This window comes from Armatimonas sp. (assembly GCF_964826245.1).
On the sequence record NZ_CBAYMC010000111.1, the window covers coordinates 1 to 13,886 of the forward strand.

At 58.5% G+C, this 13,886-nt stretch carries 9 protein-coding genes and 3 pseudogenes; 5 read left to right on the top strand and 7 right to left on the bottom strand.

Annotated elements, in window-relative coordinates:
* The 3 genes and pseudogenes from AC1XOS_RS11945 to AC1XOS_RS11955 all read left to right on the top strand — a co-directional run.
* Positions 1-495 (top strand): annotated as a pseudogene (locus tag AC1XOS_RS11945) (peptidase); the annotation flags it as partial.
* Positions 496-569: 74 nt separating this feature from the next.
* Complete coding sequence (locus AC1XOS_RS11950) at positions 570-890, top strand: TfoX/Sxy family protein (protein WP_481962447.1); 321 nt, start codon at positions 570-572, stop codon at positions 888-890.
* Positions 891-938: 48 nt separating this feature from the next.
* Complete coding sequence (locus AC1XOS_RS11955) at positions 939-3,104, top strand: ATP-dependent helicase (RefSeq protein ID WP_481962448.1); 2,166 nt, start codon at positions 939-941, stop codon at positions 3,102-3,104.
* A gap of 8 nt (positions 3,105-3,112) precedes the next feature.
* Here the strand turns inward: AC1XOS_RS11955 and AC1XOS_RS11960 are convergent, their stop codons facing one another.
* A complete protein-coding gene (locus tag AC1XOS_RS11960; protein ID WP_481962449.1) occupies positions 3,113-5,812 on the bottom strand; it encodes a M48 family metallopeptidase in 2,700 nt (899 codons plus the stop codon).
* Positions 5,813-6,485: 673 nt separating this feature from the next.
* On the opposite strand from AC1XOS_RS11960, the gene AC1XOS_RS11965 reads away from it, so the two are divergent.
* Together AC1XOS_RS11965 and AC1XOS_RS11970 are read left to right on the top strand one after the other, a co-directional pair.
* Positions 6,486-6,791, top strand: a complete 306-nt coding sequence (locus AC1XOS_RS11965) for a hypothetical protein (protein WP_481962450.1) — start codon at positions 6,486-6,488, stop codon at positions 6,789-6,791.
* 21 nt (positions 6,792-6,812) lie between these two features.
* Positions 6,813-9,464 carry a M14 family metallopeptidase gene (locus tag AC1XOS_RS11970; RefSeq protein WP_481962451.1) on the top strand — a complete coding sequence of 884 codons (2,652 nt, stop codon included), beginning with the start codon at positions 6,813-6,815 and terminating at the stop codon, positions 9,462-9,464.
* A 23-nt stretch (positions 9,465-9,487) separates the two neighbouring features.
* Here the strand turns inward: AC1XOS_RS11970 and AC1XOS_RS11975 are convergent, their stop codons facing one another.
* The 6 genes and pseudogenes from AC1XOS_RS11975 to AC1XOS_RS12000 all read right to left on the bottom strand — a co-directional run bounded on the left by AC1XOS_RS11975 (position 9,488) and on the right by AC1XOS_RS12000 (position 13,582).
* On the bottom strand, positions 9,488-10,228 hold the full coding sequence (locus AC1XOS_RS11975) for a YebC/PmpR family DNA-binding transcriptional regulator (protein ID WP_481962452.1): 741 nt from the start codon (positions 10,226-10,228) through the stop codon (positions 9,488-9,490).
* A 193-nt stretch (positions 10,229-10,421) separates the two neighbouring features.
* Entirely contained in the window at positions 10,422-10,952 is a 531-nt protein-coding gene (locus AC1XOS_RS11980; RefSeq protein ID WP_481962453.1) for a GNAT family N-acetyltransferase, read from the bottom strand.
* A 66-nt stretch (positions 10,953-11,018) separates the two neighbouring features.
* Positions 11,019-11,510, bottom strand: a complete 492-nt coding sequence (locus AC1XOS_RS11985) for a DUF4275 family protein (protein ID WP_481962454.1) — start codon at positions 11,508-11,510, stop codon at positions 11,019-11,021.
* A gap of 284 nt (positions 11,511-11,794) precedes the next feature.
* A pseudogene (locus AC1XOS_RS11990) lies at positions 11,795-11,908 on the bottom strand (VIT1/CCC1 transporter family protein); the annotation flags it as partial.
* A 324-nt stretch (positions 11,909-12,232) separates the two neighbouring features.
* Positions 12,233-12,802, bottom strand: a pseudogene (locus tag AC1XOS_RS11995) (SDR family oxidoreductase); the annotation flags it as partial.
* 114 nt (positions 12,803-12,916) lie between these two features.
* Complete coding sequence (locus AC1XOS_RS12000; protein ID WP_481962455.1) at positions 12,917-13,582, bottom strand: DJ-1/PfpI family protein; 666 nt, start codon at positions 13,580-13,582, stop codon at positions 12,917-12,919.
* Between the last annotated feature and the right edge of the window lie 304 nt (positions 13,583-13,886).

Consider the following 13,886-nt stretch of genomic DNA (forward strand, 5'->3'; position numbering starts at 1 on the left):
GCCCAGACCCTCGCCACGCAGCGGCTCCGCAATGTCGGGATGGCCGTCATCACCGATGTGGGGGAAGAGAAAGACATTCACCCCAAGAAAAAGCAGCCCGTCGGGGAGCGCCTCGCACTTCTGGCACGCCGCGATGTCTACAAAGAGAAATCTCTGGTGGCGCAGGGGCCGACTTTTAAGGCCGCTGCTTTTGCCGGGGCAAAAGCGACCGTCACGTTCGCCAACACGGGGAGCGGTCTCATGGCCGCTCCTGCGGACTCGAATGGCGTCGCGGTGGAGACAGGGAAAGTTGTCGGCTTCCAGCTTGCGGGCGATGACGGCACGTTCTACCCCGCCGATGCCGTGATCGAGGGCAGCGATAAAGTAGTCGTCACCTGCGCCCAAGTGCCCTTGCCCAAGGCCGTCCGCTACGCCTTTATCAACTTCCCTATCACCAACCTCTGGAACAAAGAGGGCCTCCCCGCCGGGCCGTTCCGCTCGGACAGCCCCAAGTAAGCGAGGCGAAACTTAACTCAGGGGCTGGCCCAGCAGCCCCTGAATAGCACCTATATCTGGGTTTTTAAGGGAAAATGACAGGTAAAGCAATCGTCGAGAGCTATCTCGTCCGCCTGGAAAAGCTCGGGGCCGTGCGTGCCAAGCCCATGTTTGGAGAGTGGGGCGTCTATCTCAACGAGAGCTTCGCGGCGATTATCGGTGAGGGACGGCTGTATCTCAAGGTCAAGGGCGTGCCAGAGAACCTCGTAGAGGAGCTTTTCGGCAATCGTAACCAGCCCTACGACGGCGCAAAAAACTACGCCGAAGCTGAAGCGACCGACTTTGAAGACGCAGAGTGGGTCGCCGCCGTAAAAAGCGCCTTGCTGGCCGCGAGAGTCTACAAAGCTGAAATCTAGGCAAACTTGCTGGCAAACGGGTGGGGCTTACGGTAGGATGAACTGCCCATGTCTGACTTCCCGACACCCACGCCTACCCCGAAATCCATTGATGTTGCTGACCTTGCTGCTGGCCTGAACGAGCAGCAGCTACAGGCGTTTTTGCACACGCGAGGCGCGGCGCTGGTGCTGGCGGGAGCGGGGTCTGGCAAGACGACGGTTCTCATTCGGCGCATTGCACGCCTCATCGCCGAGGGCGTGCCGCCGGAGAAGATTCTGGTGGCGACATTTACCCGCCGCGCCGCTGATGACATGGCCGAGCGCCTGGCAAAGCTCCTCGGGGAAGAGGCGATCGCAGGGCTCTGGATCGGGACGTTTCACTCGCACTGCTTGCGCATCCTCAAGAAAGAGTGGGCGGAGCGCTTTGGCAAAGAGGGACGTTTTGATCTAGCCGACGAGTACTGGCAAAAGCGGGTCTGCCGAGCGATTCTGGGCAAGACCAGCCACTACAAGTCGCTCCCACAGCCGCCGTTTGGGCAGAACATGCGCCTGGACCCGAAGCTCGCGCTGCTGGCCGTCTCCGCGTCGAAGAACTGTGGCCATAGCTGCGAAGAGGCCGAGAGTGCTCTGACCCGCCTCTACCCAGACTGGGAAGAAGCGCAGGTACTGAGCGTCGCCAAGTTCTGGCGCTGCTACGAAAAAGCCAAAGAGAAGGAGATGGATGTCCTCTCGAAAGTCCCAGCCAAGCGCCTCGACTTCGATGATCTTCTCATTGAGGCGCTCTTTCTCATCCGTGACGATAAAGCGGCCAATGCGGAGTATCTAAGTAAGTTCGACTATATCTTAGTGGACGAGACCCAGGACACGAGTGAGGTGCAGTGGCAGCTTGCTCGCCTGCTGGCTAAGAAGCACGGGAACTTGTTTATTGTGGGCGATGTCGGCCAGAGCATCTATGGCTTCCGTGGCTGTGATCCCAAGCGCACCGTGATGGGCTTTCAGACCAGCTACCCCGGCGGTGAGATCATCCGCCTGCCCGCCAACTACCGCTCGCAGGGAACCATTGTGACGGTTGCCAACGAGCTCATCGCCCACGCCGAGCTCGACGACCGCTACCGACTCTTGATGGAGCCCACCCGCCTCTCCGCACAAGAGCCCTGGCTCTCGCAGCACTTAGACGCCGAAGCCGAGGCGCTCTGGGTGGTGGAGCGCCTGCGGGAGCAGATGAGCACCGAGCCGAACATGGCCTTTCGCGACTTTGCGCTGCTCTACCGCACCAATGCCTACTCACGCTGCTTCGAGGACGCGCTGATCAATGCGGGCATTCCCTACCAGATCACCGGCGGCACAAGTTTTTACAATCGCAAGGAAATAAAAGACCTGCTTGCCTACCTCCAGCTCTCCGTGGACCCGAACTCCGAGGCGGGCACCGAGGCCTGTAAGCGCATTCTCAATATCGCCAGCACGAAGTTTGGGCGGCCTACACGCTCGCTGGGGCCTGGCTTTGTGAAAAAAGTGGGGGAGCAGGCGGAGAAGAACAAGTGCTCGTTCTATGAGATGCTCAAAAACGGGGTCTACAACACCCAGCAGGAAGTGGCGATTCTTGACTTTCGTAAGCAGATCAAGGAGATCCACGAGGCAGGCGAGACCGCTCAAGCGCGCCTGGTCACGGCGCGGCTCACCGGCTACGACGACTACATTTTGAATGAAGAGGGCGAGAGCGAGGACGAGGGCGAGGGCTCTAGTCGCATGGACAACCTGGATGAGCTGGTCGCGGCGAGCAAGCGCTTCTTCGCGCCGGAGGGCATGCTGACATTTGTAGGCGGGCAGGTGCGCAAGGCTAAAGACGCGGGCAAGGGCCAGGACGCGGTGAACGTGATGACGGTGCACAAGTCGAAGGGCCTGGAGTGGCGCTGCGTCTTTGTGGTGGGCTTTGCGATGAACCTACTCCCCCACCACCGGAGCCTGCGCTACGTTGATGGTGAGCTTCTGATAGATAGCCTTGAGGAAGAGCGCCGCATCGCCTATGTCGCCATCACCCGCGCCAAAGAGCAGTTCGCCCTCTCGTGGCCGCAGTACCACAACGCCAAAGCCCTCGGGCCATCGCCCTTCCTGATCGAGATGCCCACGCTGGCGCCACTCGTAGACGATGCCCTGCGCTCCCAGCAAAAAGAAGACACCGACGACTCCCAAGCCCTCGCCGACGAAGAGTTCACCGACGAAGAGTACGAAGAGTAGGTCATTCCCTAGTCAAGCAGCTGCTTTTCGGGGAAGCGGGCGTTTTTGAGCCACTCTACTCCCATGATAAAGCAGACGGGGGTGAGAATCGGCAGGAGCTGGCCGCGTGCGACTCCTGAGAAGGCCCAGATGCCGGTGATCATGAGGCCGAGTACCCAGAAATTGGGCAGGATGGCACGCGCGGTGCCCATCTGCCGGGGCGTGCGACCTTCCAGAGTGGCAAAGAAAGGCAGGCTCTCGGGCTCGGGGCTGGGATTGGTCTGTGCCTTCCAGCTCTTGAGGTGATCCATTAGAGCGGGCGTGGTGCTCAGTGGGTAGCTCTGGAGGCGACAGGCGGCATGCTCCCCTTGGCCCCAGCGCAGCACGACGGCGGAAACGGCACGCACGGCAGCGGCGCGCCAGGTGAGGCTGACCTCCGAGAGCGCGGCACCGGTGAGAGCAAACTCGCGGCGCTCTCCGACAAAATGCAGGGTGCCTTCCCGCAGCACCAGGAAGCCATAGTCCCAGTTGCCCCCGCTGGCGAGGCTTCGCGGCAAGATACCCGGCGTCATCCCAACAAAGTGCGCGGTGTCGTCTGAGGTGAGCTTGCCCTGTGCGATCAGGCTCTGACGGAGCTTGGCGATCTCGTCTTTGGAGATTCCCAAGAACACGAAGAGAAGGGGATAGAGCGCCACTGCCGCCGCCGTTCCCAGCACCGCCACAAGAAGAGGCTGGGCGAGATGGACCCGCTCTAAAATGGCCGCGACAATCAGAGGGACTGCGGCACAGAGAATCAAAATCCCTAGGATCCCTCGCAGGTTCCGCCGCAGTCGCCACTGGTCGGAGAAGACAAAAGTATGCGAGGGAGGCGGAGCCGGGTAGTAGTCCTCGTCTGGGGTGGCTTGTGGCGCAAAGACGCGCTCTGCATCTTCGCGGGTGATGAGGTTGGCGCGGATAAGGTTCTCGGCGCGGCGCTGGGTGGAGGGGTGGGTGAGCAGTGACTCGTCCCAGCGGGTCCAGCTCTCCGGGCTCCCGTTGATCCGCGCCAGCTTTGCCAGCCCGGTCAAGAGCGCCAGAGGATCGCCGGTAAGCTGTGCGGCGAGCTTGTCGGCGGTGCGCTCCCAGCCACGTGAGAAGGCAAGCTGAAGAAACGTCTGCCCCAGAATAAGAAGCGGGACATAGAGCCAGGCCAGCGTGGCACTGTCGGGGAGGCGTGGCACGAGAAAGATCATCAGGCCGATTAAGACAAGTGGGGAGTTGAGCCAGCCCAGAATCGTGGCGTGTTTCTGCTTGAGGTGCCCGAGCTCGTGGGCGATCACGGCATTGGTCTCGCGGCGGGTGAGGGAGGCGACAAGCTGATCGGTCAGGGCGACAATATTGCCGTGCGCGGCGAAGGCGTTGGCAACCAGCGCTTTTCCCGTCTGGAGGTAGAGAACCTGGCGCACAGGAACTCCCATCTGGCGGGCTAGGGCTTGCACACCCTCAAAGAGCGGCCCACTCTGAAGCGCGACGGTCGTGATGCCGCGTGCGCCCACCAGCGCGGGCAACAAGAACCGTGCAACAAAGCCCGCCACCAGCCAGCCAATCGCGCGGTGCAGACCCGGATCGCGCCAGAGTGCTGCCCGAAGCTCGGGTGCCTGCGAGGCGAGACGCAGAAGAAAGAGAAAGCTTCCCCCAAATAACGCGCCCAGAGCCAGAAAGAAGCAGAGAGCAGGGACATACTGAATCAAGTACTGCCCTCCAGTCTCGGCGAAGACATCTCGGAAGGTCGTCTCGTTTTTCTGGAGGCGGCGGATCACCGGATGGGAGATCAGGGCGCAGGTTAGCTGAACCAGAAAGAGAGGGAAAGCCACACTGCCCATTCCCCGGACAAACGCAAACTCAGGGCTGGGCGGCCCCAGAAACCAGCCAAACACTTGCTCAGGACGCAGAGCAATGGACATTCCCAGCCAGATCGGGGAGAAGAGCAGGGTGCCGTGGTTGAGCAGGCGCAGATAACCCGTCGCCACTGCACGCCGGGCGTCGTCGGCAGAGAGCGTCTCCAGAGCAATCTGGGCGCGGCGGCGAAAGATCAGGGTCGCGATGACGGGAACCAAGAAGAGCAGAAACGGCGGGCCGAGAACCCGCGCGAGATCGGCGGTGTCCCAGCCCACGGCAAAGGTCAGCGGGGCGGCACGGGCAGCAAGCTCTCCCGAAAACTGACGGAAGGGAGTGCGGCGGCTACGGGGTAGAGAGAGGGGAGCTTTTTCGGAGAGCCCTTGGCAGAGCACGTGCCCCGCATTGGCGTTATTGAGGCTGATAGAGACACTCAGCGGATCTGGCTTTCTCTCGATAAAGAGTGCCTGGAGCGGGCGAGGATCGAGCGTGCCGCGCACTTCCAGCAAAGAGCGGGAGACAGGAAGCTGTGCCACCAGAGCAAAGCCCGTGACCTTGGGAGGCTTGACAGGTTTGGTGGGCTTGGCACCCTCGCTCTCGTCTTCGTCGGTGTACTCTTCGTCGTCCCATTCCTGAAGCGGATAGACCCGCAGGTTCTCGGGCGCGGCACCAAACGCCTCTTGAAGTGCCTGACGAGCGACTTCATTTGCAGGAGCCTTGAGCCAGCCCTCTGCTGTGAGCTGCACGGAGAGCTTGGTTCGCGCAGCATTCAGCGAGAGACGGAGCGACGGTAGCTCGGCAGCACGGGCAGTGAGAGTGAGTAGCAGGCAGAGCAGACAGAGAGCAGAGCGCATGGGGAAACCTCGGCAAGAAATTCCCCATCTACCTGGCAGTTTCCTGCACAGTAGGCAAAAGGCAAAGCACTCCGACGCAGTGGTTCACTTTTACACGCGGTTTGACACGCGTAGCCGTGTTGAGTCAGAGATATTTCGTTTCAAGAGTGTGATTGGTGATAGTGTGAGTACAAAGAATCTGTTTTCTCAGACGGTTGAGGTTTTGCTTAGTTGTCGTATTTTGAATCGTTTCCTTGAACTTGGTCGTTGTCATCGCTATGCTGTCGCGTTGCCTTCTGACCCAGTAACTTAACGAGATACGACCAAAAATGTAGTTAAGCATGTCTAATCGAAAACATTATGCAGAAAAGCCTGCTGGGGTTCAATATTTTGATTTAAATCCCATAAGCAATGCCATAAAACACAATATTGAAATATTTTTTGTTTGACTATCAATCTTAAGAAAATAAAATAAAATACAAAATATACAAAATATACAAAATATTTTTAAATTCTTAAATCTATAAAAAACAAAAAACAAAAAACTTAAAATATTAATAAATGTCAATACTGACATGACAAGATTGAATTTCTCAGGAATCATATAATTTTTCACCTTCCACATTGTTCGAATTAAATTATTTAATCCGAACAATGTGAGGCTTTATTTAACCATTCTCTGGAGCGCTTTACCATGCAGACCGTTGCCGCCCTGAAAGTTTCCGCGCGGGGCAACACTGCCCTGCTAGAAGCCCTCAAGCGCCTCCCCGGACAGCCCTTTGGCAGGCCACAGAGCCTTGCCCACGCCGCAGACCTCGATGCCGCCACCAGCGCCGCCAAAGCCAAGTGGCGACACGCTGCTGAGGGCCTCGCCGAGCACGTGGCGCACCTCGATAGTGACAACAAAGCCTGGTACGCCCTAGCCTCACGCCTCTATGGGGCGGAAACGCCCGAGGGAGCGCTGCTACGAAGCCGGGTTCCCGTGACGACAAAATCCTAGCGCTCTGGCGTACAATAGGGCATGTCCATACCCCTACTGGCAGTGATTGCGCTGACTGCCCCTCTGAATTCATCTTTGCAACAAAAAGTGACGTCTCCCAAGGCGTTCTTTGGGTTTTCGATAGGCGATGACTACAAGCTCGCCAACTACACGCAGTTTGCGGCGTACTGGAAGCAGCTCGATAAAGAGTCCGACCGAATGGTGGTGCAGGAGATGGGAAAGACGGCGGAGGGGCGGCCTCAGCTCATGGCAATTGTGACCTCGCCCGCCAACCACAAAAAGCTCGCCACGTATCGAGAGATTGCCGCACGACTGGCGCGGGCCGAAGGGCTCACTGAGGCCGAGGCCAAGAAGCTGGCGGCAATCGGAAAAGCAGTGGTCTGGATTGACGGGGGACTCCATGCCAACGAAATACTGGGAGCACACCAGCTCATCGAGACGAGCTACCAGCTCATCCACTCCAACGACCCGGAGGTGAAGCGCTTTCTCGACGACTGCATTGTTCTTCTTGTCCACGCCAACCCCGATGGCATGGAGCTGGTCTCGGACTGGTACATGCGCGAGCCCGACGAGAAAAAGCGCAGCTTTGACATCCCGCGTCTCTACCAAAAGTACATCGGCCACGACAACAACCGCGACTTCTACATGGGCACCCAGGCCGAGACAAAGAACATGCTCAAAGTCCAGTACGAGCAGTGGTTCCCCCAGATTGTCTACAACCACCACCAGACCGGCCCGGCAGGCACGGTGCTCTTTGCCCCGCCGTTTCGTGCGCCCCACAACCACAACGTGGACCCGCTGGTGGTGACGGGAATTGACCTCGTGGGCACCTCGATGCACAACCGCTTTGTGCTGGAGAACAAGCCCGGCGCGGTGCGGCGCTCGCAGGCAAGCTACCAGACCTGGTGGAACGGGGGGCTGCGCACCACGACGTACTTTCACAACATGATCGGCCTGCTCACCGAGACCATCGGCAGCCCAACCCCGATGGAGATCGCCTTCACGCCCGATAAATTAATCCCGCAAGAGGACTATATCTTTCCCATCACGCCGCAGACCTGGCACTTTCGGCAGTCCATCGACTACTCCCTCACTGCAAACTGGGCGGTACTAGACATTGCGTCGCGCCATCGAGAGCAGTTTCTCTACAATATCTACAAGATGGGCCGCAACGCCATTGACAAAGGCAGCCGCGACACCTGGACGGACTACCCGCGGCGCATTGCCGACGTCAAAAAGAGCGCCAAGCCAAGCTTTGCCGCCCTGCGCGCCCCCGAGCTGCGCGACCCGCGTGGCTATATTCTCTCTGCCGACCAGCCAGACTTCCCGACCGTGGTGAAGTTTATCAACACACTCCGTCAGAACGGGATCACGGTTCACCAGGCAAGCAAGGCATTCACGGTGGGGGAGAAAACCTACCCTGCGCACTCGTTTGTGGTCAAGGCCGCGCAAGCCTTTCGCCCTCACGTCTTGGACATGTTCGAGCCGCAGGACTACCCCAATGACATTCCTTACCCCGGTGGCCCGCCCAAGCCACCCTACGATAATGCCGGGTACACACTGGCCTACCAGATGGGCGTCCAATTCGACCGGGTTCTCGATGACTTCACGGCCCCGCTAGAGGTGATTTCAGGAAAGGCGAGCGTCATCCCTGGCAAGCTCACGCCAGGGAAGGCGGGCTGGCTCGTGGATCATGCGGTCAACGATGCGTTTTTGGTGATCAATCGCGTTCTGAAAGCGGGCGGCGAGGTGCACTGGCAGCTGGAGGGTGGCAAGTGGTTTATCGCCAACACGCCTAAGACGCAAGAGATCGTGGCAAAGGCGGCGATAGAGCGGGGGGTGGACTTCGCAGGCGTCGAAACCGTTCCCGAGACTAAGGCTCTGCCACTCAAGCCGCTAAGAATCGGGCTGTGGGATCGCTACGGGGGCTCGATGCCCTCAGGCTGGACACGCTGGCTCTTCGAGCAGTTCGAGTTCCCGTTCCAGGTGGTCTATGCCCAGGAGCTGGATGCGGGAAACTTAAAAGAGAAGTTCGATGTGCTGGTCTTTGTGGACGGTGCCATCCCCACTCGCGAGACGGCAGGGCGAGCGGCTCTGCCTTCAGCACGCTCCGCCAACATTCCCGCGGAGTTTCAGCCCTGGCTTGGCTCTGTGAGTGTGGGCAAGACCGTGCCGCAGCTCAAGGCGTTTCTGGAAGCGGGAGGAACGGTGGTGACGATCGGAAGCTCGACGGTTCTGGCGCAGCACTTGGGGCTCCCGGTGCGCAACTATCTGGTTGAGAAAGGGACTCAGAAGCCGCTGGAGCAGGCAAAGTTCTATGTTCCTGGCTCGGTTCTGCGGGTGGCGGTGGACAACACGCAGCCGCTCGCCCACGGAGTTTCTGCGCAGGTGGATGTTGCCTTTGATAACTCTCCGGTCTTCGCGCTCACCGACTCCACTTCTATGGTCAAGCCCATCGCCTGGTTCGACTCGGCGGAGCCGCTGCGCTCCGGGTGGGCGTGGGGACAAGACTACTTAAAAGGCGGAACCACGATTGCGGAGGCGAGTGTCGGACAAGGCTCGCTTTTTCTGCTAGGCCCCGAGGTCGCAAACCGCGCTCAGCCCCACGGCACCTTCAAGTTTCTCTTCAATAGCCTCTATCTAGGCCCCGCAAGAGCGGCACAGAGCAGGTAAAACCTCCTCTGTGCCAGAAGGGTTTAGTCTTCGAGAGCTTCTTCGCTGAGCTCTAGGTTGTGGTAGACGTTTTGCACGTCGTCATTGTCTTCGAGCGCATCTAAAAGCTTGAGGACTTTCTTCTGCTCCGCCACATCCAGCTCGGCCATCGTGGTGGGGATCTGCTGGATCTCCGCCGACGACGTGGCGATCTTGGCCGCATCTAAGGCGTCGCGCACCGTGGCAAAGTCCGTGAAGCCTGTGGTGATCTCAAAGCCGCCGTCGTCGGTGGGCTGGACATCTTCCGCACCCGCCTCAATCGCGATCTCCATCAGCGTCTCTTCGGTTGTCACGCCCGGGTCAATCATCAGAATGCCCTTACGCTCAAACATATACGCCACGCTCCCCGAGTCCCCGATACGCCCGCCGTTCTTGGCAAACGCGCTCCGAAGCTCTGGGAATGTCCGGTTGATATTGTCCGTGAGCGACTCAACAATAATCGCAACCCCGCCGGGGCCGTAGCCCTCGAAGGTGCGCTCGTCTAAGTTGCCGCCATCGAGCTCACCGGTTCCCCGCTGGATCGCTCGCTTGATCGTATCCGCAGGCACCGACGCTTGCTTGGCGGTCTGAACCGCCATGCGTAGCCGGATATTGGTGTCCGGGTTGCCGCCGCCCTTGGCCGCGATAATGATCTCTTTTGCCAGCTTGGTAAAGAGCTTGCCGCGCACCGCGTCTTGCTTGCCCTTACGCAACCGAATATTATGCCACTTGCTATGGCCAGACATAGTTCTTAAAATCCTCCGTTGGATTTTACCGCATCACCGCCAAGAGTAGGCTAGCGACTACACGGTGTCGTGCTTATTCCAGCTTAGAGGGAAAGAAAGTCGATTGCCGTAGACAAAGCGAATGAGCTGGAGGTCGCTCTCCCGTGCACCGACTTCCCGCCACGGTACTGCTCGATAATGCACTCCCTATTTTTCATGTAAGCACCCGCTCCATAAAGCGCCAGCGGCTATGAAACTCGGTGGGCACTTCGACGCCTTCATAGGCGGCGCAGTCGGTGAACCCACTGGCCTCATAGAGACGGTGCGCGGATGTCATAAAGATGCCCGTATCAAGGCACACGCTCTTGTAGCCGAACGCCCGTGCATCGTCGAGCAGGCGTTGTAGGGTAAGCTCTCCCAGCTTCCTGCCGCGAAACTCAGGCCGGATATAAATGCGCTTGAGCTCGGCAACCTCCGGGCGAAGAAGGCGAAGTCCGCCCATTCCCGCGAGCTGGTTCTCTGCCATGACGAGATAGAAGATGCCCTTGGGCGGCGGATCACCGCAGACTTTGTCAATAACGCCGGGGACGTAATCGCGGATGGGCATCCCAACGACCTCATTCACCGGCACGCCAAACAGGCTCTCGATCTCCGTGAAAACCCACGATAAGTACTCAACATTGAGCTGAATAAGCTCGGCCCTATGCGAGGCGACATTGGCAACGATGAATTCGGGGTTTGGCATTTTTAGTATGGTTATTCTGATGGAGGTATGGATCTGTCCGCTTGAGCGAATAATTAGGTGGCGTTATCAACGCCAACCCTCACGCTTAGCACGCTCGGCCTCAAGTGCCTTGCGCTGCGTATCGCGACTACGCCTAATGTTTTCGGTAACCAGATAATCATATCTTGCATGCTTTGCGAAGTAAGGTCCCAACCAACCATCTTCATGAGTGAATGCCATCGACCATGCAAGGTTAATCGGGAAAACGAGGTAGTCCAACACGTTGCATTGAGTCGGCAACGAGTCAGTCAGCAGCGCCGACACCCCATCGTTCGACATCACGACGACCTCCGATGCGACTTGTTCGGCGTAGCGAAGTTCAGCCTCTCGCTGGCAAACGGACGGGAATGCGCCTGAGCTAAACGTATGCCAGAGGAATGCCTCGATGTTGGCTCCTTGAGCATTCTTTGCGTATATCGAAACCCACTCGTCGAGAAGCTTCCGGGTTTCTTGCTCCGTGAACCTTCGGAGAATCCGGCCTGGCCCTACTTCGAGTTCAAGATTGCGAGGAGTCTTCATGGAGCCACCTAACTAGTATTTCTGCCGCCGTGGTCATAATGACGATTTTGGTGTGTTGTGCCGCAAACAGCTGTTGTCAGGCTTACTGTGAGATTTTTCACTTTTTGTCAGAAATGCCCTTTCTCAACCGTTCTGTAGGCGAAGGTTACTCCCTATCTCTACAGGGAACAGTATACCAAGAAAATGACAAGATTTTAAACTTTCTGGACGCTCTTGCTGCGCTCCTCTTCCTCTACCGTGATGGACGGAAAGTGAAACTGCGATGATCTACCCCCATGTCCTCATGCGCCAGCCGCTGCTACGCCGACGACCAAGCTTGCGGTTGATACGATGCCATCGTTCGCGCCCAACACAGCAGCACGTAGCCAGCCAATTCGATCCGTACGCTGCAATTCTATGTGGCGAGACGGAGCTGGCGTCCCGTCCGCAGCAACAAAGGGTTAGGCTGCGCTCGGCTTGGCTTTCCATCAAGCGCGGGTGTTTCTCTCAGCAGTAACAGCGCGCTGGCCGACCACTTCCACCAAAGTCGGGAACAGCCTGCCAAGACGCCACGCAAGTCTGGCACGACCCGGTAGCACGATCACGCTCTTGTTCCTATCGACGGCGGCAAGCGTTTCCTGTGCGCATTTCTCAACAGAGTAAGGGGGGCCGGCCAACGCCGTAAGGAATCGACGCGCATCAGGAGCCCAGCCGATCTTGAAGTCGCCAGGGTTTTCGCTGTCCAGAATCGGGGTTTCGATTGCAGCAGGGCATAGAACGCTCACCCGCACACCGCGCGCGGCCGCCTCGATACGCAGGCTGGTGCTCAATCCAACCACGGCGTGCTTGGTTAACGCATATGGGGCCAGCAGGGGCATCGGTCCCAGACCCGCCAGCGAAGCGGTGTTTATGATATGACCTGAGCCTTGCTTGAGCATGATTGGATATGCCGCCAATACACCATGCAGCACGCCATACAGATTGATATCCACGATGCGCTGCCAAGCGGGCAACGGAATCTCGTCAGCCTCCCCCGCGACGGCAATTCCCGCGTTGTTGAAGACATAGTCTAGTCGGCCATGTTCGTTCGCAAAAGCTTCGATGCAGCCTTTCAGCGCTGTTGCGTCACGCACATCCACTGATACCGCCTTCGCATTTGCGCCGCATTCATTCGCAACAGATTGCGCTGCTGCAAAGTTAATATCCGCGACGCAAACCTTTGCGCCGCGTGCGATCAAAGCTTTTGCCAAGGCGCGACCTATACCTGATCCACCGCCCGTGATAAATGTGGTCTGATTTACGTATGACTTCATTGTGGTCTTTCTTGAGAATCTAATACGTCGAACAATGATTGAAGTTTTGGGGACAATGAGCGCGATTTCGATGTGCAGGGCACCGTGCTATTTTGCGCAGCTTAACGGCATAGATCAGCGGCGGCCCGCTTTGGGGCCGTCCGCTGCAGCACCGGGTTCGGCGTTCTTTGTCCCTGCGTAGATCGCCTGCACCCGCTCGGTCTCGGCAAACGACAGGCCCTCGCCGACTGGCTGCACCGAGCGGAGAACGTCCGCTCGCGCCTCCGGCCCGACCGCCCGCTCGATTACCCAACCCACCAGATACTGAACCGCCAGGCAGCCGGCCGCCGTGGCGATGTTCCCCTCGGAGACGAACGGTCGTTCGATCACCTCCACACCAAACCCCTCCAGCACCCCCTTGGCCGTCGGGTAGGTGGTGGCTGGCTTTCCGTCCAGCAGGCCAAGCGCAGCTAGGATGAGTGCCCCCGAGCACATCGACCCGATAAGTTGGCGAGACGGGTCGAGCCGGAACTGGGCCAGCCACGCGGCGTCCCGGCACTTAGCGCGGGTGCCGGGGCCGCTGGTGAACAGGACAATGTCAGCGGCGTTGGCGTCCGACAGCGGGCCGTGGATCGGGACGGGCAGGCCGGTGCTGGACGTGTGCTGAGGCCGGTCGCCGAGGACACGGACGGACCACCCGGGGGCCCGGACCCGCTTGAGCAGATCCCACATGAAGAACACGTCCACGTCAGTGAACTCCTCGAACGCTACGATCACGACATCCACCGGACTGCCCTCCATCGCCGAACTAGTGTTTCTGCCGCAGCTGTGTTTGCTCCCTCGTGGGGAGAGTTATGCCGCAGCGGTCATAATGACGATCTTGGGGTGTTATGCCACAAACGGCTGTTGTCAGGATCACTGTGAGATTTTTCACTTTTTGTCAGAAATGCCCTTTCTCAACCGTTCTGTAGGCGAAGGTTAACCCTACCTCAGGGAATAGTATAACAAAAAATGACAATGATTTCAAACTTTCTGGCCGCTCTTGCTACGCTCCTCTTCCTCTACCGTGATGGACGGAAAGCGAAACTGCGATGATCTACCCCCA